The sequence below is a fragment of the Pseudooceanicola aestuariicola genome (assembly GCF_045763785.1).
GTDB lineage: Bacteria > Pseudomonadota > Alphaproteobacteria > Rhodobacterales > Rhodobacteraceae > Pseudooceanicola.
This window is the reverse complement of record NZ_JBJGSF010000002.1, coordinates 685839-705016: the sequence shown is the minus strand read 5'-3', so window position 1 is coordinate 705016 and position 19178 is coordinate 685839. Positions and strand designations below refer to the sequence as shown.

The following is a 19178-nucleotide window of genomic DNA, read 5'->3' as shown; positions in this document are numbered from 1 at the left end:
GTCCTTTCGTCACGCATAACGGCCATATCTCAGATATTGCATAAGCGCGGCGGCGAAATAGGGGCTCTCAACATAGTGAAGCACAGGAAGGGTAATGCCTAGTAAACATGTGCTGCGCTGCGGCGGAAGGCGATCGGTTTCCGGCGTGGCCAAATCGACCACGGCAGAGACTTCTGCCGCCTCGACATGGTCTGCCTTCAGGATACCAATCCCGCGCGCCTCGATCTGGCCTGCGATGGCTGGCGGAACAGATGCCACCAGCCCCGCCCCAACGCGGCGCAGCACCGTCCGATCGTCAGCGACCAGAACGGCCCCAAGCGCCATCAACCCCACGGACAACATCGATTTGCCGGCACCCGACGGCCCCTGAATAAGCAAGGCCCGCCCGTTCAGCGCGACCGTGTTGGCATGCAGGATTGTCTGGTCGGGGGCCTGTGTCTGACCACCCCCGCCCATCAGATCGGCAGGCCCACGACGAACCGCGCGCCCAAGGGGTCCGAGGTAATGTCGGCATCTGTCGGGCGGATATTCTCGGCCCAGATCACACCACCATGCGCTTCGACGATCTGTTTTGAAATCGCAAGACCAAGACCGGAGTTGTTCCCAAAGTCATTGGCGGGCCGATGCGAATAGAAGCGTTTGAAAATTTTCTGCAGCGCATTGTCCGGAATACCCGGGCCGGTGTCTTCGACCACCACCAGCACGCGGTTTTCACGCCTGCGCACCCAGACACGGATCGCGTCGCCATCTTCGCAGAAACTGGCCGCGTTGGTGATCAGGTTCACGAAGACCTGCGCCAATCGCGCCTCAAGCCCCGCAAGAATGATCTTGTCGTCCGGCAGGTCCGAGATGAAATCGATCCCCTTCTCGGACGCTTGTTCCCCCAGATATTCGGTGAGGTTGCGAAGCATCTTGACCAGATCGAAAGCCTCCTGCTCCTCTTTCACCAGCTCACTGTCCAGACGCGACGCGTTGGAGATATCGCTGACCAGCCGGTCCAGTCGCCGTACATCGTGATCAATCACATCCAAAAGCTGTATGCGTTGATCTTCACGTTTCGCCAACCGCAGGGTCACAACGGCGGACCGTAGCGACGCCAGCGGGTTCTTGATTTCATGCGCGACGTCTGCGGCGAATTGTTCGTTCGCATCGATCCGTTCGTACAGCGCCGAAACCATGCCACGCAAAGCGCCCGACAGCCGCCCGATTTCATCCGGGCGCGCCGTCAAATCCGGAATACGCACCCGCGCGGGGGCCACGCTGTTTCCCTTTTTGTCACGACCGACCTCGGCCGCCGCGGCCAGATCGGCCAGCGGGTTCGCAATGGTAGAGGCCAGAACAAGGCTCAACCCGATGGAAACAAGGGTAGCAATGACGAACATCTGCAGCACGCGTTCCCGTTCGCTGCGCACGATCGCATCGATCTGCCCGGCTGACGACGCCAAAGCGACCGCCCCAACCGCCGCGCCATCCTGCACAACCGGAGAGGCCACCGCGATAAAGCTGCCCGCGTCGCCACGTCCAATGCTGACCTGCGTTTCGCCCGACATAGACGGTGCAACCAAGGAACGCGCCTGATCTTCGACCGGCTCCTCCACGACTTCGCGCTTACCGCTGGAGAAGACAGAGGTCATGCCGTCCCAGAGGAACGTCAGGAAATCGATAATGATCGTGTTGTCCTGCGCCGGATCACGAGACCTGACGCTGGCCGAATTCGCGTCGCCGGTCATTTGCCCGATCAGCGCGCCATCGGGGGCGAACACATACAGTTCCAACCCGGCGCGCAGGTCGAGGCCATCCAAGGTCGCCGCGATGATCCGCTGATCGATAATGTCGCGTGCGCTGGTCGTGCCGGACGACAGGTCGCGGCCTTCCGGGATCGCTGAATCCTCGACCGGGGCGGCAACGGTCAGACCGACCTCGAAGACATCGGCGATCAACTCGGCTTCACTGACCAGAGAGGCCGCGCGTTGTGTCACCAGTGAATCGCGCGAAGCTGACAGGTAGAGGATACCCGCCACCAGCACGTTCAAGGCAATCAGATTAAAGATGATGATCTTGCGCGTAAGCGGAGAGGCTTTCAGCGAAAACAATCCCCGCCGTTCACGGCGGGCCCGAAGCTCCTCGTCGACGGTGGCGTTCGGGGCGACGAAATCATCGCCCAGAACGACATCGCCGCCGGTATCAGGCGTGTCGTCGCGCAAACTGATCCTTTCGGCGAGTGCCATCACTCTTCGTTATATCTGTATCCGATACCGTAGAGCGTCTCAATCGCCGAGAATTCGGGATCGACCGAGCGCATCTTCTTGCGAAGGCGCTTGATGTGGCTGTCGATCGTGCGGTCATCGACATAGACCTGATCGTCATAGGCCACGTCCATCAGCTGATCGCGCGACTTCACAAAGCCCGGACGCTGTGCCAGCGCCTGAAGCAACAGGAATTCGGTAACGGTCAGCGACACGTCCAGCCCGTTCCAGGTCACAGCGTGGCGCAGCGGGTCCATCCGCAGCTGACCGCGTTCCATCACCTTGGTTTCTTCGGTCTCGGGCACCACTTCGCCGCCGATCGCATCCTGACGACGCAGCAGCGCGCGGATACGTTCCACCAACAGGCGTTGGCTGAAGGGCTTTTTGACGTAATCGTCCGCGCCCATGCGCAGGCCGAGAACTTCGTCGATTTCATCATCCTTAGACGTCAGGAAGATGACGGGCATCGACGTTTTCTGCCGCAGACGTTGCAGCAGGTCCATGCCGTCCATGCGGGGCATCTTGATGTCCAGCACAGCCATATCCGGCAATTTCTTGTTGAATGCGTCCAACGCGGCCTGCCCGTCGTTGTATGTCTCAACCTCGAAACCTTCTGCTTCAAGGGTGATGGCGACAGACGTCAGGATATTCCTGTCGTCGTCGACAAGGGCGATCTTAGACATCGCTATTTTCCTTATACTGCTCAGCGTTCTTGCTTATTTTTTCCTCATTAATTGCCTGTTCCACCTTTACAATCAATCCCTAAACGCGAATCGCCGACATACTCTCGACTCAAATGTGGCGAAAATGTCTTAGAATTGCCTGAATCGATCTCGGAATCTTGCGCAGAAAAATCCAAGGATTCCGGGCTGGTTGCGCTAAACCGACCTTGATGGCGCTAACTGCGCCAAAGCGTCCTGTTCATTCCTGTGAAGCACGTGCTAAGAGCGCCGCCATCGGCGCGCCGTGCGGGGCTTGGCCCAAGGCACAGGCAGAGGAGACGCCGGTTTGGCGCTGCTACAGGAGCTTGGCACATGAATTTCGGACGGGTGAACCCCAAATTCCGCGTGGAAGATCAAGGCATCGAAGGCCTCGGCAACGTCTATTATAACCTGACGGAGCCAGCACTGGTCAAAACCGCGGTTTCGAACGGCGAAGGCGAATTGGGTCAGGGCGGCACGTTCCTGGTCACCACCGGCAAGTTCACGGGCCGGTCGCCCAAGGACAAACATGTTGTTCGCACCGACAGCGTGGCCGACACCATCTGGTGGGAAAACAACCGCGAAATGTCGACCGAAGGTTTCGACACGCTCTATGCCGATATGCTCGAGCATATGAAGGGCAAGGACTACTACGTCCAGGACCTGATCGGCGGCGCGGACCCAGCCTATTCGATCAACGTGCGCATGATCACCGAACTGGCGTGGCACAACCTGTTCATCCGTCACATGCTGCGCCGTCCGCAGCGCGATGCGCTGGACAGCTTCCTGGCGGAATACACCGTCATCAACTGCCCCAGCTTCCAAGCTGATCCGGAGCGTCACAACTGCCGCACCGAAACCGTCATCGCGATGAACTTTGACAAAAAGCTGATCCTGATCGGCGGCACGGAATACGCGGGCGAGAACAAGAAATCCGTCTTCACCCTGCTGAACTACATCCTGCCCGACAAAGGCGTGATGCCGATGCACTGCTCGGCCAACCATGCCAAGGACAACCCTGTCGATACCGCGATCTTCTTTGGCCTGTCCGGCACCGGCAAGACGACCCTGTCCGCAGACCCGAACCGCACGCTGATCGGCGATGACGAACACGGCTGGTCCGATCGCGGCACCTTCAACTTCGAAGGCGGCTGCTATGCCAAGACCATCAACCTGAGCGCCGAGGCAGAGCCGGAAATCTACGCGACCTGTTCGATGTTCGGCACCGTGATCGAAAACATGGTCTACGACGAAGACACGTTCGAACTGGACTTCGAAGACGCCTCGCTGACCCAGAACATGCGTTGTGCCTACCCGCTGGACTATATCTCCAACGCGTCGGAAACGGCTTTGGGCGGTCACCCCAAGAACATCATCCTGCTGACCTGCGACGCCTATGGCGTTCTGCCTCCGATCAGCCGTCTGACCCCGGCGCAGGCGATGTACCACTTCCTGTCCGGCTTCACGTCCAAGACGCCCGGCACCGAACGTGGCGTGGTTGAACCCGAACCCACTTTCTCGACCTGTTTCGGCGCGCCCTTCATGCCGCGTCGCCCCGAAGCCTATGGGAACCTGCTGCGCGAAAAGATCGCCAAGCATGGCGCAACATGCTGGCTGGTGAACACCGGCTGGACTGGCGGCGCCTTTGGTCAGGGATCGCGGATGCCGATCAAGGCAACCCGTGCGCTGCTGACGGCCGCGCTGGACGGGTCGCTGAACGATGCGACCTTCCGCAAGGATCCGAACTTCGGCTTCGAAGTGCCCGTGACCGTACCCGGCGTCGATGCGACCCTGCTGGACCCGCGCGCAACGTGGAAAGACAAGGCTGCCTATGATGCGCAGGCGCAGAAACTGGTGAACATGTTCTCTGAGAATTTCGCCCAGTACCTGCCCTACATCGACGAAGACGTGAAAGCTGCAGCCATCGGCTGATGCGGCAACCGCTGACATACCTCGCGAAACGCCTCGCCCTTTTGGGCGGGGCGTTTTGGCTTGGCACTGGCGCCTACGCAGCCGAGACGATGTTCAAAGCGCCGATCGAGGCGTTGGAATACGGCGTGATCTGCGACTACCTTCCCCAAGGCGAAGAGATTCCGGCACCCGAAACCAACGCGGGTAAAGTGCGCCGGGGCGGCGATCCGGTCCTGTTCGACATCCAGACCGATGTGGTGCCTGCCCGTGCTGGCGTTGCCTTTGGCATCAGGATGCAAGCCGCCGAGTCGATGGGCACGCGCACGGTTATGATGCTGACCCGCCATCCCAGTTTTGGCGAAGGCTATCTCGACGCGGAAAGCTGGCCGTCGACCCTGACCGGCGGCATCCCAAGCGCGCGTTATTTCGTGTTCGAATTCGCCTATGAAATGACACCGGGAGATTGGACCATGGACGTCTATCTGGACGGCGAAAGGATCGTGCGCAAAGGCTTCACGGTCATCGATCCCGAAGGCGTTGGGGCCGCAGCCGATCCCTGCCCGGGACGGCCACAGGTTTCCTAACCCATCAGCCCACGCCGGACGAGGTTCCCGCCGGCGACGAGCAGCACGACCAATGTGGCGCGGCGAAACGCGGCCTGATCGATCCGGTCCTGCACCGCGAAACCTACCGCCATGCCCAGCAATGCGGGTGGCAATAGCGCCAGCGCAAAGGGGATGGTTTCCGCCCGCACCACCCCGCTGGCGATATGCGCGCCGAACAGGGCCAGAGCGCCAAGGCCGTAAATCACCCCCTGCACCCGCACGTGTTCCTTTTTTGGGGTGCCAAGCGCGGTCAGGTAAGCCACGGTCGGCGGCCCCCAGACACCGGAAAAGCCACCGATGAACCCGGCAAAGGTTGCCACCGCGACCTCGATCCAGCGGGCGGGATTTGCGCCAAGGGTCAATTGTTTGCCCATCAACTGCGTCACCGCAAAGATCACGATGGGCAGACCGATCATCAGCAGCATCACGTTCGCCGGGATCACGCGCACCATCTGCGCCGAAATGACAAGCGCGATAAAACCGATGCCCAGGAAGACTTTGAACTTCTTCGCGGAGGCCCAAGCCTCTGCCGGGCCTTGCCGCATCGCCTGCCAGCCATTGGTCGCAAGCGTCGGCAGGATCAGCCCGGCCAGCGCCAGTTCCGGCGACACGAATGACCCCATCCCCGAGATCATGATCATCGGCATGGCAAAACCGACCATACCCTTGACGACACCCGCCAAGAAGCCGACGCTGAGGCATGCGATCAACGCGGGCCACGGGATGAGAGTAAGTAAACTGTCCATCCCATGCGATTACGCCTACCTGCGACGCCATGCCACTGGAAATTGCGCCGCGCAACATTAGGTCGCGGCAATGTATCACGGCGCAAATTTGTTGCGCTGCACCTGCAAAATAGCTAGGACCACTCGGGACAGAAAAGGGGAAGACATATGGCGCATGACGGACAAGATATGATCCGCACTGGCAACGTTATTCTGCCAGAGCTTCTGAAACTGACCGAAGCAGCGGTTAAACCGGCCGAAGAGCTTCTGAACAAAGCACAATCCAGCGTTCGCGCGATGGTCCTGAAGGACGGTGACAAGATCACCACTGCGGCGGTCGAGGCTGAACAGACCGCGACTCACGGTCTTGCCTGGCTGGCGACTTATGTCGAATCCCTGCGGCAGATGCAGAAATGGGCCGAAAAGCTGCAAGGAGAAGGCAAGTTCGGCGAAATCGAACAGCTGATCCACCAGATCGCCTTTGGCGAATACCTCTGGCAGATTTACGGCGGCATGCAGATGTCGCAGCAAGAGGTCGTGCGCCTGCAGGATCTGGGCCTCAGCCAAGACGATCAGCGCCTGATGATGGACGACGCGGTCATGACCCTGACCCAGTCCGGCAATACGCAGGCCGCACGGTCGCGTCTGACCGAACTGATGGTCGAACAGCAGGGCGCGACGATGTTCGGCGCCTCGGGTCTGGATGAAGAACTTGAGATGATCCGCGACCAGTTCCGTCGCTACGCGGTCGACAAGGTCGAACCCTATGCCCACGAATGGCACCTGAAGGACGAATTGATCCCGATGGAAGTCATCAACGAACTGGCCGAAATGGGCGTTTTCGGTCTGACCATTCCCGAAGAATTCGGCGGTCTGGGCCTGACCAAAGCGTCGATGGTCGTCGTGTCGGAAGAACTGTCGCGCGGCTACATCGGCGTCGGCTCTCTGGCCACCCGGTCCGAAATCGCGGCCGAACTGGTTCTGGCAGGCGGCACCGACGCCCAGAAAGAACAATGGCTGCCGGGCCTCGCCTCGGGTGAAATCCTGCCGACCGCCGTGTTCACCGAACCGAACACCGGGTCCGACCTCGCTTCGCTGCGGACGCGCGCGGTGAAGGACGGCGATGATTACCGTATCACCGGCAACAAAACGTGGATCACGCACGCTGCGCGGACCCATGTTATGACCGTTCTGGCCCGGACCGATCCGGCAACGACGGATCACAACGGCCTGTCGATGTTCCTTGCTGAAAAGACGCCCGGAACCGACGAAGACCCCTTCCCCACCGAAGGCATGACCGGCGGTGAGATTGAGGTGCTGGGCTATCGCGGCATGAAGGAATACGAACTGGGCTTCGACAACTTCCACGTCAAAGGGGAAAACCTTCTGGGTGGCGTCGAAGGTCAGGGCTTCCGCCAGCTGATGAAAACCTTCGAAGCGGCCCGTATCCAGACCGCCGCCCGCGCCATCGGCGTGGCACAGGCCGCACTGGATGTCGGCCTGCAGTACGCGCTGGACCGTAAGGCGTTCAACCAGCCGCTGGCGAACTTCCCGCGCGTGTCTGGCAAACTGGCGATGATGGCGGTGGAAATCGCCGTGGCGCGTCAGCTGACCTACTTCTCGGCCTACGAGAAGGACAATGACCGCCGCTGCGACCTAGAGGCTGGCATGGCCAAGCTGCTGGGTGCCCGCGTTGCTTGGGCCTGCGCCGACAACGCGCTGCAGATCCACGGCGGCAATGGCTTCGCGCTGGAATACACGATCTCTCGGATCCTGTGCGACGCGCGGATCCTGAACATCTTCGAAGGCGCTGCCGAAATTCAGGCGCAAGTCATCGCACGCCGTCTTCTGGCCTGAACCCCGGCCAAAACAACCATCAACGCCGCCGCAAAGCCCGACTTTGCGGCGGCTTTTTCATGCGCTCACCCAAAAAATCAGGAAAAAATTTACACGCGGAGTCAGCGTCTTGCGCGGAAAACACCGCAAAAATCAGAAGAATTTTGAAACTGGCGCGGCGGGGTGTCCGTACCTCTGGGCATAACCGGATGACAATGAAGTCGTCTGACACAAAACCAGAGGACGTATGATGAAAACCAAGATTTTTGCCGCCGCCGCCGCCGCAGGTATCGCAACCACCGCATTTGCCATGGAAAACCCCACCGTTGGTGGCGCGCCCATGATGGCTGACATGACCATCGCCGAAAACGCCTCTGCCGCGCCGAACCTGACCACGCTGGTCGCAGCGGTCAAAGCCGCCGGTCTGGCCGACACGCTGATGAGCGAAGGCCCCTTCACCGTCTTCGCCCCGACGAACTCTGCCTTTGGCATGATTTCCGAAGCCTCGCTGAATGCGCTGCTGGAAGAGGGCAACAAGGCACAGCTGCAGCAGATCCTGACTTGCCACGTCGTCGCGACCGAAGCCTTTTCGACCGACATCGCGGGCATGATCTCGGATGATGGTGGCATGCACGTCGTGCCGACCGTCGGTGGCTGCGCCCTGCAGGCCTACATGGAAGGCGGAGAGCTGAAGCTGAAAGATGAAAACGGTCGTGTGGCTACCGTCACCACCGCAGACGTCGACCAATCGAACGGCGTGGTCCACGTGATTGACCGCGTAATCCTCCCTGCCGGCCAAGCTGGCTAACCCCCCGACACGTTACGTGTCTTGGTCAGGGCGGTCCTTCGGGGCCGCCCTTTTTCCGTTGCGTCACCATCTGCGTTGACAAGTCGCAAGGCGCTGGCCTAGCTGTCGCCATGACAGAAAAACCTTGCATCATTTGTGTCGCGATCACCGGCTCTGTTCCGATGAAGGCCGACAACCCGGCTGTTCCGACGACCGTCGAAGAACAGATCGAATCCACCCACGAAGCCTTTGAAGCTGGCGCAGCCATCTGCCACGCTCATGTGCGCAACGATGACGAAACCCCGTCATCCGACCCGGAAAAGTTCGCGCGCCTGAAAGAAGGTCTGGAGAAACATTGCCCCGGCATGATCATCCAGTTTTCCACCGGCGGCCGCTCTGGCGCAGGCAAGGAGCGCGGCGGGCATCTGCCCCTGCGCCCGGATATGGCATCGCTGTCGGTCGGGTCGAACAACTTCCCCACCCGCGTCTACGAGAACCCGCCGGATCTGGTGGAATGGCTGGCGTCGGAAATGCTGACCTACGACGTGAAGCCCGAAATCGAGGCTTTCGATCTGTCCCATATCCACCATGCCGCGCTGATGCACCGTCAGGGCAAACTGGCGGATTATCCCTACGTGCAATTCGTCATGGGCGTGAAGAACGCCATGCCCGTGGACCGTCCGACCTTTGATTTCTATATCGAGACGATGAAACGCCTGCTGCCCAACAGCGAATGGTGTGCGGCTGGCATCGGCAAGGACCAGATCACCGTCAACGAATGGACCGTCCCCGCGGGTGGCCATGCGCGTTGCGGGCTGGAAGATAACATCCGTCTGGACAAGAACACTTTGGCCCCGTCCAACGCCGCGCTGGTGAAACGCGTGGTCGAGATTTGCGACAAACACGAACGCCCCGTCGCCACATGGCAGCAGGCGCGCGACATCCTTGGCCTGAAACAACCGGCCTAAGACACCGTTTTATGCATGACAAAAGGGGCGGTCCGCTGGACCGCCCCTTTTCGTTTCCAATGGCTGCACGCCTTAATAAAGCATCCGCAGCAGGAACAGCGTGATCCCCGGGAACAGCACCAGCAGCGCCACGCGGAAGATATCCGAGGCCACAAAGTACATCACGGCACCATAGGTCTTCACGATCGGCGTTTCCCGGTCCATCGAATTGATGACGAACAGGTTCATCCCCACTGGCGGGGTGATCAACCCGACTTCGACCACGATCAGCACGATGATCCCGAACCAGATCGCAAATTCCTCGGCCGGCAGACCAAAGTCCAGCGCCGACACGATCGGGAAGAAGATCGGGATTGTCAGCAGAATCATCGACAGGCTGTCCATCAGGCAGCCGAACACCAGATACAGCGCAAGGATCAACACCAGAACCATCCACGGGTTGAACCCCTGCTCAACCACCCAAGACGCCAGTTCCTGCGGCACCTGCGTCAGCGCAAGAAAGCCGTTGTAGAAGGCCGCGCCCAGCACGATGAAGAAGATCATCGCGGTGCTTTTGGCCGTGGCGTAAAAGCTGTCCAGCCACGCCTTGCCCCGCAACCCGCCATTGACCCAAGCGATCAAGCCGGTCCCCGCCGCGCCGACGGCTGCGCCTTCGGTCGGGGTGAAGAGGCCAAGGTAGATACCGCCCACGACGACAAGGAATACGATCAGCACGGGCAGAACGTCGATCATCGCCCGGAACCGCTGCGCCATCGGCACCGGCGCGCGGACACCCGCACTGTCGGGGTTCAGGCGCACGTAAATCGACACGGTGATCATATAGCCGATGGCCGCCAGAATGCCGGGCACGAAAGCCGCAAGGAACAGCTTGGCAATATTCTGTTCGGCGAGGATGGCGTAGATCACCAGAATGACCGACGGCGGGATCAGGATCCCCAAGGTGCCACCCGCCGCCAGAGTGGCCGACGAAAACCCGCCCGAGTAGCCATAGCGCTTCATCTCCGGCAGGGCGACTTGCCCCATGGTGGCCGCGGTGGCCAGTGACGACCCGCAGATCGCGCCAAAGCCCGCACAGGCCCCGATGGCCGCCATGGCCACACCGCCGCGCAGGTGGCCCAGCCAATTCTCAGCCGCCTTGAACAGCGCCTGTGACATGCCGCCAAGGGTCGCGAATTGCCCCATCAGCAGGAACATCGGCACGATCGACAGCGAATAGCTGGAGAATGTTGAATAGGTTTCGGATTTCAGACGCGCCAGCGCCACGACCGTACCGCCAGTGACATAGTACATGCCGCCAAAGCCTACGACGAACATGGCCAGCCCGATGGGCATCCGCAGGAAAATCAACAGCATCAGGACGGGGAATGAAATCAACCCGATGTCAAAGTTCGTCATCAGTGTGCCCCACCTTCAAAGCCCAGAATGTCCCGGCCAGAGACCAGTTCGATCACGCGCATCACTGCGACATACACCGCCACGACCGCTGCCACGGCAGCCATCGACAGCGACGCCGCATAGGCCCACCAGACCGGAAATTGCAGCAGCATGGTCGTTTCGTTGTACCGCATTTTGCCTGCCATCCCTTCGTAGAGCTTCCACGCAATCACGATCAGCACGACGGCAAAAACGGTCTCCCACAGGGTGGCCAGTCCACGGGTCACCTTAAGCGGAAATTGTGAGGTCAGGATATCGACGGTCGCATGGCCGCCAGTGATCTGCGTCAGCGGCAGGAAGGCAAAGATGCAAAAGGCGATCCCCGCCTCGACCAGTTCGAAATCCCCCAGAACGGGGCCAACACCCGCATCCAGCACCGACTGCGCCAAGCCGCCCATAAGACCAGCGTCGATCAGCGCGTGCATGAAGGTGTTCAGACCACGCCCGATCACCGACACGCAGGTCAGAAGGATCAGGAAGGTCAGGACGATCCCGCCCAAAATCGCTGCGATCCGCGCCAGCGTCATCATCGCCTTTTTCATCGTCATGCCCCGGACTTGGAAAAAGAAGACCGGGCCAAAGGGCCCGGCGTGAAAGGGGCCGCCAGATCGGCGGCCACCTTTGGATTACTTGGAGTTCTCTGCAATCAAAGCTTTGGCTTCGTCCAGCAGCGCCTGACCATCAAGGCCGTTGCTGGTGACTTCTTCAACCCACCATGCTTCGATCGGGGCGGCAGCGTCTTTCCATTCCTGGATTTGCTCGTCCGTCAGGTCGATGATGTTGTTGCCACGCTCTTTCGCGAAATCGAAACCCTGCTGGTCAGCTTCCTGCATGACCTTGCCCGCGAAGGCCGAGAAGTCTTCGCCAGAGTTGTCGTCGATCACCTTCTTCAGGTCATCCGGCAGCGCGTCGTACTTGTCCTTGTTCATCGCCCAGATGAACGTGGTGGTATAAAGCGCGTTGTTCGGGAACGTGGTGTGGTTTTCCACCAGTTCCGACACTTTCAGCGCGGTGGTGACTTCCCAAGGGATCACGGTCGCGTCGATCACGCCTTTGGACAGCGCTTCGGGCACGGCCGGAACCGGCATACCGACGGTGGTGGCGCCCATGTCGGTGAACAACTTGTTGGTCACGCGGGTCGGGGCACGCAGCTTGACGCCATTCAACTCGGACACGCTGGTGATCGGGTCTTTAGAGTGGATCAGACCCGGGCCGTGAACCCAGACGCCCAGCATCTTGAGGTCGGCGAACTCGGTATCCAGCATGTTCTTTTCAACATACTGCCAGTAAGCGCGGCTGGTGTCTTCACCGTTGGTCATGATGAACGGCATCTCGAACGCTTCCGAGCTGGGGAAGCGGCCGGGGGTATAGCCAGTCACAGTCCAGATGATGTCGGCCACGCCGTCCATGACCTGATCCACCAGTTCCGGCGGACGACCGCCAAGCTGCATGGCGGGGTAACGGTCGATCTTGATGCGACCGTCCGAATCCGCTTCGACGCGGTCCGCCCAGACGTCCAAGATCAGCTTCGGCACAGACGCCTGCGCCGGCAGAAATTGGTGTAGTTTCAGGGTGACTTCCTGTGCCATGGCGACCGTACCGGTGCCAGCGATCAGGGCTGCGGTGGCAATCCCGCGAAGTGCCGTCTTCATGAATGACATAATTTCCTCCCGTCATCTCCAACGCGCGAGGAAAGGTCCGATAGCACGCCGATGATCCTGTTTTTCAGGCTTTATCGGTGTACTGCACGCGTTCTGCGACAGGAAGATGCCCTTGTGGATAGGGCCTGTCAAACGTTCATCACGTGAAACAGGTGATTTCCTTGTAAACAAGTTGCAGTGACACATGTTTACAAGGAAACAAAATTTTCTTGGGGTGGGCAAGACTGGCGCCTGAAACGTTTCAAACCCGAATCAGTCCCGGAAAACTAAAGATTTGGGATCAGCGCGACCGGCGCATTGGCATCCACTTCAAAGTCGACAGCTGGGCCATCCATGGGCACGGTCTGACGCTTGAAGTCGTAGACCATAAGGTCGTCTTCTTCCTCGGCGGCGACGATCAGACACTGCCACAGGTGCACACCGCCATCATAGACATCGACCAGCCCGCGCAACTGGGGCGTATCGGCCCGCGACACCGCAAACCCGTGATCTTCCATCCGCAGGATGGGGTAGCGATCTTCGCCAATGACCACGCGCAACCGCGCGCTTTTCTTCAACGCAGACATACGGGCGCTATCCAAACCCGCTTGGATGTCTTTGGAAATAAATGTGCTCATTAGCGACCCTCCGCGCAACAATGATGCGGCACAAATGGTGTGCGTCAAGTTAACCGGACGAAATGTGTCGATTTGACCCGTATTTTATGTCGCCCGCGCTTTGACCTTGGGGCGCAGCACATGCGGGATCGTTTCGTCGTATAGCGCCGAGTCCTTGAAATCCCGGATCTCGCCCAGCACCGGCCCGACCATGATCAACGCCGTGCGGGTGATCTTTTCCGCCCGAACCTTGGCCTGAATGTCAGACAGGGTCCCCCGGATGAACATCTGGTCTGGCCAGCCGACGCGATAGGCCACGACGACCGGACAATCGGTCCCGTAATAAGGCGCCAACTGCCGTTCGATTTCCCGCAGGTTCCGCACGCCCAAATGGATCGCCAGCGTCGCACCGGTGCGGGCGAAATTTTCCAGCGTCTCGCCCGACGGCATGGCTGTGGATTTCATGCTGACACGCGTCAGGATGATCGATTGCGCCACCTCCGGCACCGTCAGTTCCTGACCAAGCGCGGCCGCAGCCGCGGCATAAGCGGGCACACCCGGGATGATCTCGTACCCGATACCATCCGCACGCAGTCGGCGGATCTGCTCGGCGATCGCGCCGTACAGCGACGGATCACCGGAATGCACCCGCGCCACGTCTTCACCCCGCTGATGCGCCGCGACAATCTCGGCATGGGTGTCTTCCAGCGTCATCGGCGCAGTGTCCATGACGCGCGCCCCTTCCGGCGCACAGGCGACGACAGCTTCGGGAACCAGCGACCCGGCATACAGACAGACCGGACATTCACCGATCACCCGCTGCGCCTTAAGCGTCAGCAATTCCGGATCGCCCGGACCCGCACCAATGAAATAAACGGTCATGCCTTCTGATCCTTCGTTTCTGCGCTGTCCTGCGTCAGGTCACTGGGTTCCCACAGCGCGCCCGACCCGATGTGGCGATTGCCCACATCCACCAAATCCCCGTCGATCCGCCGCGCATATCCGCGTGGCGTAAACATGCGTGGCCCTTCGCCCAGCTGCGCCAGCCGCGAATTCGACGACCCCACCAGAACGACGGTCAGCATGTCGACTTCGTCCACGTCCAGCGCGTCCAACCGGCGATAGCGGATGTTTTCCTCGGGCCGCCCCAGCGACGTCGCCAGCATCACAGGCGTATCCGCCGGGCGGTGCTGCAACAGGATATCCCGCCCCTCCGCCAGCAGGGTGCGCCGGGTTTTCGAAACAGGGTTGTAGAACGCGATGACGAAATCACCCTCGGCTGCGGCCTTCAACCGGCGCAGGATGTCATCGCGCGGGGTCAGCAAATCCGACAAGGAAATCGCGCAGAAATCATGCCCCAAGGGCGCACCGGCCCGCGCAGCCGCGCCTTGCAACGCCGAAACACCGGGGGAACAGATGACCTCGACCCGGCGCGCGGCATCGCTTACGCCGCCTTCGGCCGTGCCGCGATCCAGCAGTTCGAACACCAGCGCACCCATCGCATAGATGCCCGCATCGCCCGAACAAACCAGCGCCACATTGCGCCCTTCACTCGCCCGTTCCAGCGCATAACGGCATCGGTCCTCTTCTCCGCCCAAGGGGAAATCCGACCGGTACTTGCCCGCAGCCAAAGGCCCCAGCAGATCGATATAGAGGCCATAGCCCACCAGTTCCTCGGCCTCGGAAATCAGGCGCGACACTTCGGGCGTACGCCACGCCGCCTGCCCCGGACCAATGCCCACGACAGACACCCGGCCACGGGCGCGGCCCGCAAATTCGGTGACAGGCGCAGGGGCCGCCGCAATCGCGCAGGTCGCGTTGGCCGTCTTGCGCTTTTCAAGCGCAAAGTGGCTCTCATCTCCAGCAAGACACAGCGCCGCGCCTTCGGACACGCCGTGGCAGCCGACCTCGGCAAAAACCACGTCGGACGGGTTCGCCAGAAAATCCGCCTGACGTTCCAACTCTGCCGCCGTGAACAGGCGCAACGGCACGTCCAGACGTTTCGCCAATTCGATGATCGCAGGCTCATCCGCCTTCAAATCAATCGACCCGACAGCCGCGACAGACCCCTTGGCAATATTCGCCTCGGCCAAAGATGCCTGGACCAGTTCCCACAGCTCTTCCGGGTCGGCATTGCGCGCGCAGCCGACGCCGATGCAGAACCGCTGCGGGTGATACACCAGCCGCCGGGGGCCGCCTGTCGCCTCCTGCTCTCTGACGCACAGCTCGACCGGATCAGACCCATCCCGAGGCTCGACGCCAAAGATGTTGTCCCCCGAGACCGTCAGCCCCGCCCCATTCACCAGCGCCGCCATCGCGGCCTGAGCGTCCCCGCGGTTTGCCAACCGATAGCCAGCAGGCGGTTCGTCCAGCGCGACGCCAATCGCAATATCTCCGGCCGTCGTCACCGCAGGCACCGCCCCCAGCACATCCGCGATCTGGCGTGCCAGCCGGTTGCCCCCACGATGACCGCCCAGCAAGGGCACGACCACCGATCCATCGTCGCTGACCGACACGACCGGCGGTTCGACCTTCTTGTCCGCCAACAGCGGCGCCACGGCCCGAACAAGGATTCCGCTGGCGCAGACCCCAACAACGGGCCGCCCCGCCGCGAACATGTCACGGGCGAAATCCAGCGCATTGGCAAACTCGTGGTCAGCGCCCTCGACCCGGCCTTCGCGTCCCCACAACGGCACGCCCAAGGCATCCGCCACGCGCCGCGCAACCGCAGCCCCCGAGGACGACACCGCCATAACGACCAAATCTACAGCCACGGGTCATCCCCCTTGTTCAGCAAAATCATCGAAAAGTAAGGCGCAACATCCGGCGCATCCGCCAGAGTGCAAACCACTTCGTCTTTCAGCCCGACCCGGGCCACGTACATCGCCTTGTCCGACAACCCCAGATCGTCGAACACGCCCCGCACCTTGGCCATGTGACGACCGATCTTCATGATCGCCACGGCTTCGGCCCCGTCGATCCGGTCGCGCAACTCTGCCTCTGGCAGGGGGCCCGGCAGAACCGTCAACCGTTCATTGCGCGCGACCAAAGGCCGACCGGCCCGTGCCGAACAGGCACTGACAGAGGTCACACCCGGCACAACCTCGACATCGTAACGATTCGACAACCGCGCAAAAAGGTACATGAACGACCCATAGAAAAACGGATCGCCTTCGCACAGGCAGACCACATCCTGACCGGCATCCAAGGCCGCCGCAATCTGCGTGGCACCCTTGTCATAGGCCTCCTGCGCAGGGCCGCGTTCGACGGTCATCGGCACGTCCATGACGATTTCCTGCGCGCCCGGCGCGATCAGATCCGCCGCGATGGACCGTGCGAAACTCGACCCGCCCGCCAAGGCCGGATAGGCGACGACGCCAGCGCCTTCGATCAGACGTGCCGCCCGCAAGGTCATCAGATCGGGGTCGCCGGGGCCAAGGCCCACGCCGTAAAGCTTGCCACTCATCGCTTCACAAGGCTCCATTGTGTGACCGTCATCGCGGGCTTCCAACCGGACAAACGGCCAACGGCCTCGGCCCGCGCGATCTGAAGCTTGCACAGCTCTCCGCCATGTTTGGCGTGCAGGGACAGCATCACCTGTTCACTCTCGATCGTCACCGCATTGGCCACCAGCCGCCCCAAGGGACGCAGCGCGGCCCAAGCTGCGTCAAAGACCTCTTCGCTGATCCCGCCACCGATGAAGACAGCGTCCGGCGCGTCCAGCCCGTCAAGCGCGGCAGGCGCTTCGCCATCGATCAACCGCAGCCCCGGTGCGCCCAGCGCCAGCGCGTTTTCCGCGGCCATCGCCCGACGATCCGCGCGCGGCTCGATCCCGACGGCCCGCGCGTACCGCGCGCCCCGCATCCATTCGACGGCCACCGATCCGCAACCCGTGCCAATGTCCCACAACAGTGCGCCACGCATCGGCATTAGCTTGGCCAGCGTCACGGCACGAACCTCACGCTTGGTCATCGTGCCGTCCGACACGAAAAGCTCATCCGCCAGCCCCGGCACCCGCGGCAACAGGGCCGCATCCGGCGCAGCGATGCATTCGACGGCCAGAGTGTTAAAGGCCGGCACCTCATGCACCCAGTCCTCTGCAACCCCGTCAAACCGCGCCTCGTCCACGCCGCCCATATTGGCCAGCACAGTCATCTTGGACCGGCCAAAGCCACGATCGGTCAGGAACGTGGCGATCTGACCCGGAGTCTCCGCGCCGGTCGTCAGGATCAATAGTCGCGCATCCGGTTGGATAAAAGCGATCATCTGTTCGACCGGACGGCCATGCACGGTCAGCGTTTCCAGATCCGCCATCGACCAGCCCATCCGGGCCGAGGCCAGCTGGAACGCCGACAGTTGCGGATGATAAACGATCTGATCCGACGGGATCGACCGCCCGATCCGCGCCCCGACCGAGAACCAAAGCGGATCGCCCGTGGCCAGCACGACAACGCGGCGGCCCTTGTACCCAAGCAGCACATCAATCAGCGCATCGAATGGCGACGGCCAGGCAACCCTCTCGGCCTGCACGACGTCCGACAGTTCGTGATGGCGATCACCACCGATGATGACCTCTGCGGCCTCAACGACGGCTCGGGTCGCGGGCACCAGACCGTCCAGCCCGTCTTCACCGATCCCAACGATATGCAGCCAAGCATCACTCATGTCGTGCTCCCTTCAACCTTTGCGTCGTTGAGTATTTTTGGAAAGATGAAGCATGGGCGCACAGCCCCTTCACCTTTCTGCAAATACTCCCGCCGGAGGCGTCCTGTCCGTCCCAACTGCACCGCCATCAGACTTTCTCTCCGGGCAGGCCAGCGGCCAGTGCGTTCACCGCAGCCGACGCGATGGCCGACCCACCGCGGCGTCCGCGCAGGGCCACGAAATCACACCCTCGCGGGCGGTCGGCCAGTTCCGCCTTGCTTTCCGCAGCGCCGACAAATCCCACCGGAAAACCTAAAATCACCGCCGGTTTCGGTGCGCCGGCGTCCAGCATTTCCAGCAGATGAAACAGCGCCGTAGGGGCGTTGCCGATCGCCACGACCGCGCCCTCTAGATGCGGTTCCCACAATTCCACCGCGGCAGCAGATCGCGTGTTGCCAATACGTTTTGCGCGGTCCGGCACCTCGGCCGCGTTCAGGGTAACGATGACCTCGTTCTGTGACGGCAGGTTGCGACGGATCACCCCGGCCGCGACCATTTCGCAGTCGCACAGCACCGGCGCACCCGCAAGCATAGCGGCGCGACCTGCCTCCCAAGCTGTCGCGGAAAACGCCAGACGATCCGCCACATCAACCATACCGCAGGCATGGATCAGGCGAATTGCCAACGCATCCATACCCGGCGAGAACCGGTCCAGTCGCGCCTCTCGCCGGACGGTCGCAAAGCTTTCGGCGTAGATCGCCATCGGGTCTTTTTCATACGGGCGCATGGGGGCCACCGGTCTTTCGCTTGTGTCTTTTGTGTCGGCGTCGGTTGCGGCCGCGCGCAGCTGATCCTCAAAGCCCAGACCGAGGATCCACGCCTCTTCCGTCTCGATCACGCGACGGTCCTCATCGCTTAGCCCTGCGGGACCGGCAAGCGCATCGCCAAGCTGTCCGCGCTGATCCAGTCGCGCAAACGCACGGGCTGAGACGCGGACCTGTGCGCTGTCCAAAGGCTCGTCGTCCGCTCTCTCTGCATGGGCGACATCCTGCAGGAGCGAGGGG

Annotated in this window: 18 protein-coding genes; 5 read left to right on the top strand and 13 right to left on the bottom strand. The window is 61.3% G+C overall.

Features of this window, described 5'->3' with window-relative positions; genetic code table 11:
- Positions 1-9: 9 nt before the first annotated feature.
- The 3 genes from ACI3GR_RS11390 to ACI3GR_RS11380 are packed head-to-tail and all read right to left on the bottom strand — an operon-like array spanning position 10 to position 2929.
- A complete protein-coding gene (locus ACI3GR_RS11390) occupies positions 10-456 on the bottom strand; it encodes an HPr kinase/phosphorylase (RefSeq protein WP_407494610.1) in 447 nt (148 codons plus the stop codon).
- Positions 456-2228 carry a sensor histidine kinase gene (locus ACI3GR_RS11385; protein WP_407494608.1) on the bottom strand — a complete coding sequence of 591 codons (1773 nt, stop codon included), beginning with the start codon at positions 2226-2228 and terminating at the stop codon, positions 456-458. Before ACI3GR_RS11385 ends, ACI3GR_RS11390 begins: the two co-directional genes overlap by 1 nt.
- Complete coding sequence (locus ACI3GR_RS11380) at positions 2228-2929, bottom strand: response regulator transcription factor (RefSeq protein ID WP_407494606.1); 702 nt, start codon at positions 2927-2929, stop codon at positions 2228-2230. The genes ACI3GR_RS11385 and ACI3GR_RS11380 overlap by 1 nt, the downstream gene beginning before the upstream one ends.
- Positions 2930-3280: 351 nt before the next feature.
- Between ACI3GR_RS11380 and ACI3GR_RS11375 the strand changes: the two genes are divergently transcribed.
- On the top strand, positions 3281-4879 hold the full coding sequence (locus ACI3GR_RS11375) for a phosphoenolpyruvate carboxykinase (protein ID WP_407494604.1): 1599 nt from the start codon (positions 3281-3283) through the stop codon (positions 4877-4879).
- Positions 4879-5442 (top strand): DUF3859 domain-containing protein, encoded by a 564-nt coding sequence (locus tag ACI3GR_RS11370; RefSeq protein ID WP_407494602.1) that lies wholly within the window; start codon positions 4879-4881, stop codon positions 5440-5442. Before ACI3GR_RS11375 ends, ACI3GR_RS11370 begins: the two co-directional genes overlap by 1 nt.
- Here ACI3GR_RS11370 and ACI3GR_RS11365 read toward each other — a convergent pair.
- Entirely contained in the window at positions 5439-6209 is a 771-nt protein-coding gene (locus tag ACI3GR_RS11365; RefSeq protein WP_407494600.1) for a sulfite exporter TauE/SafE family protein, read from the bottom strand. The two genes, ACI3GR_RS11370 and ACI3GR_RS11365, sit on opposite strands and share 4 nt — an antisense overlap.
- Before the next feature lie 147 nt (positions 6210-6356).
- Between ACI3GR_RS11365 and ACI3GR_RS11360 the strand changes: the two genes are divergently transcribed.
- From ACI3GR_RS11360 to ACI3GR_RS11350, 3 genes are all read left to right on the top strand, one after another.
- Positions 6357-8045 carry an acyl-CoA dehydrogenase family protein gene (locus tag ACI3GR_RS11360; protein WP_407494598.1) on the top strand — a complete coding sequence of 563 codons (1689 nt, stop codon included), beginning with the start codon at positions 6357-6359 and terminating at the stop codon, positions 8043-8045.
- A 229-nt stretch (positions 8046-8274) separates the two neighbouring features.
- Positions 8275-8832, top strand: a complete 558-nt coding sequence (locus ACI3GR_RS11355; RefSeq protein ID WP_407494596.1) for a fasciclin domain-containing protein — start codon at positions 8275-8277, stop codon at positions 8830-8832.
- Between the two features lie 110 nt (positions 8833-8942).
- Entirely contained in the window at positions 8943-9779 is an 837-nt protein-coding gene (locus ACI3GR_RS11350) for a 3-oxoadipate:acetyl-CoA acetyltransferase (protein ID WP_407494594.1), read from the top strand.
- 72 nt (positions 9780-9851) lie between these two features.
- On the opposite strand, the gene ACI3GR_RS11345 is transcribed toward ACI3GR_RS11350, so the two are convergent.
- From ACI3GR_RS11345 to ACI3GR_RS11305, 9 genes are all read right to left on the bottom strand, one after another.
- The gene (locus tag ACI3GR_RS11345) at positions 9852-11174 is read right to left on the bottom strand and encodes a TRAP transporter large permease (RefSeq protein WP_407494593.1); all 1323 of its coding nucleotides are present in this window, start codon (positions 11172-11174) and stop codon (positions 9852-9854) included.
- The gene (locus ACI3GR_RS11340; RefSeq protein WP_407494592.1) at positions 11174-11761 is read right to left on the bottom strand and encodes a TRAP transporter small permease; all 588 of its coding nucleotides are present in this window, start codon (positions 11759-11761) and stop codon (positions 11174-11176) included. Before ACI3GR_RS11340 ends, ACI3GR_RS11345 begins: the two co-directional genes overlap by 1 nt.
- Positions 11762-11839: 78 nt before the next feature.
- Positions 11840-12874, bottom strand: coding sequence for a TRAP transporter substrate-binding protein (locus ACI3GR_RS11335; RefSeq protein ID WP_407494591.1), 1035 nt, complete (start codon positions 12872-12874; stop codon positions 11840-11842).
- 266 nt (positions 12875-13140) lie between these two features.
- The gene (locus ACI3GR_RS11330; RefSeq protein ID WP_407494589.1) at positions 13141-13491 is read right to left on the bottom strand and encodes a hypothetical protein; all 351 of its coding nucleotides are present in this window, start codon (positions 13489-13491) and stop codon (positions 13141-13143) included.
- 84 nt (positions 13492-13575) lie between these two features.
- Entirely contained in the window at positions 13576-14352 is a 777-nt protein-coding gene (cobM, locus tag ACI3GR_RS11325) for a precorrin-4 C(11)-methyltransferase (RefSeq protein WP_407494588.1), read from the bottom strand.
- Positions 14349-16244 (bottom strand): precorrin-3B C(17)-methyltransferase, encoded by a 1896-nt coding sequence (cobJ, locus tag ACI3GR_RS11320; RefSeq protein ID WP_407494587.1) that lies wholly within the window; start codon positions 16242-16244, stop codon positions 14349-14351. Before cobJ ends, cobM begins: the two co-directional genes overlap by 4 nt.
- The gene (gene cobI, locus ACI3GR_RS11315; protein ID WP_407494586.1) at positions 16235-16936 is read right to left on the bottom strand and encodes a precorrin-2 C(20)-methyltransferase; all 702 of its coding nucleotides are present in this window, start codon (positions 16934-16936) and stop codon (positions 16235-16237) included. Before cobI ends, cobJ begins: the two co-directional genes overlap by 10 nt.
- Positions 16933-18135, bottom strand: a complete 1203-nt coding sequence (gene cbiE / locus ACI3GR_RS11310) for a precorrin-6y C5,15-methyltransferase (decarboxylating) subunit CbiE (protein ID WP_407494585.1) — start codon at positions 18133-18135, stop codon at positions 16933-16935. Before cbiE ends, cobI begins: the two co-directional genes overlap by 4 nt.
- 127 nt (positions 18136-18262) lie before the next feature.
- On the bottom strand, positions 18263-18901 hold the full coding sequence (locus ACI3GR_RS11305; protein ID WP_407494910.1) for a precorrin-8X methylmutase: 639 nt from the start codon (positions 18899-18901) through the stop codon (positions 18263-18265).
- Positions 18902-19178: the final 277 nt, after the last annotated feature.

Excerpts from the sequence above, each read along its gene's own strand:
- ACI3GR_RS11390 (WP_407494610.1), bottom strand. The coding sequence starts at position 456 with ATGGGCGGGGGTGGTCAGACACAGGCCCCCGACCAGACAATCCTGCAT.
- ACI3GR_RS11385 (WP_407494608.1), bottom strand. The coding sequence starts at position 2,228 with ATGGCACTCGCCGAAAGGATCAGTTTGCGCGACGACACGCCTGATACC.
- ACI3GR_RS11380 (WP_407494606.1), bottom strand. The coding sequence starts at position 2,929 with ATGTCTAAGATCGCCCTTGTCGACGACGACAGGAATATCCTGACGTCT.
- ACI3GR_RS11375 (WP_407494604.1), top strand. The coding sequence starts at position 3,281 with ATGAATTTCGGACGGGTGAACCCCAAATTCCGCGTGGAAGATCAAGGC.
- ACI3GR_RS11370 (WP_407494602.1), top strand. The coding sequence starts at position 4,879 with ATGCGGCAACCGCTGACATACCTCGCGAAACGCCTCGCCCTTTTGGGC.
- ACI3GR_RS11365 (WP_407494600.1), bottom strand. The coding sequence starts at position 6,209 with ATGGACAGTTTACTTACTCTCATCCCGTGGCCCGCGTTGATCGCATGC.
- ACI3GR_RS11360 (WP_407494598.1), top strand. The coding sequence starts at position 6,357 with ATGGCGCATGACGGACAAGATATGATCCGCACTGGCAACGTTATTCTG.
- ACI3GR_RS11355 (WP_407494596.1), top strand. The coding sequence starts at position 8,275 with ATGAAAACCAAGATTTTTGCCGCCGCCGCCGCCGCAGGTATCGCAACC.
- ACI3GR_RS11350 (WP_407494594.1), top strand. The coding sequence starts at position 8,943 with ATGACAGAAAAACCTTGCATCATTTGTGTCGCGATCACCGGCTCTGTT.
- ACI3GR_RS11345 (WP_407494593.1), bottom strand. The coding sequence starts at position 11,174 with ATGACGAACTTTGACATCGGGTTGATTTCATTCCCCGTCCTGATGCTG.
- ACI3GR_RS11340 (WP_407494592.1), bottom strand. The coding sequence starts at position 11,761 with ATGACGATGAAAAAGGCGATGATGACGCTGGCGCGGATCGCAGCGATT.
- ACI3GR_RS11335 (WP_407494591.1), bottom strand. The coding sequence starts at position 12,874 with ATGTCATTCATGAAGACGGCACTTCGCGGGATTGCCACCGCAGCCCTG.
- ACI3GR_RS11330 (WP_407494589.1), bottom strand. The coding sequence starts at position 13,491 with ATGAGCACATTTATTTCCAAAGACATCCAAGCGGGTTTGGATAGCGCC.
- cobM (WP_407494588.1), bottom strand. The coding sequence starts at position 14,352 with ATGACCGTTTATTTCATTGGTGCGGGTCCGGGCGATCCGGAATTGCTG.
- cobI (WP_407494586.1), bottom strand. The coding sequence starts at position 16,936 with ATGAGTGGCAAGCTTTACGGCGTGGGCCTTGGCCCCGGCGACCCCGAT.
- cbiE (WP_407494585.1), bottom strand. The coding sequence starts at position 18,135 with ATGAGTGATGCTTGGCTGCATATCGTTGGGATCGGTGAAGACGGGCTG.
- ACI3GR_RS11305 (WP_407494910.1), bottom strand. The coding sequence starts at position 18,901 with ATGCGCCCGTATGAAAAAGACCCGATGGCGATCTACGCCGAAAGCTTT.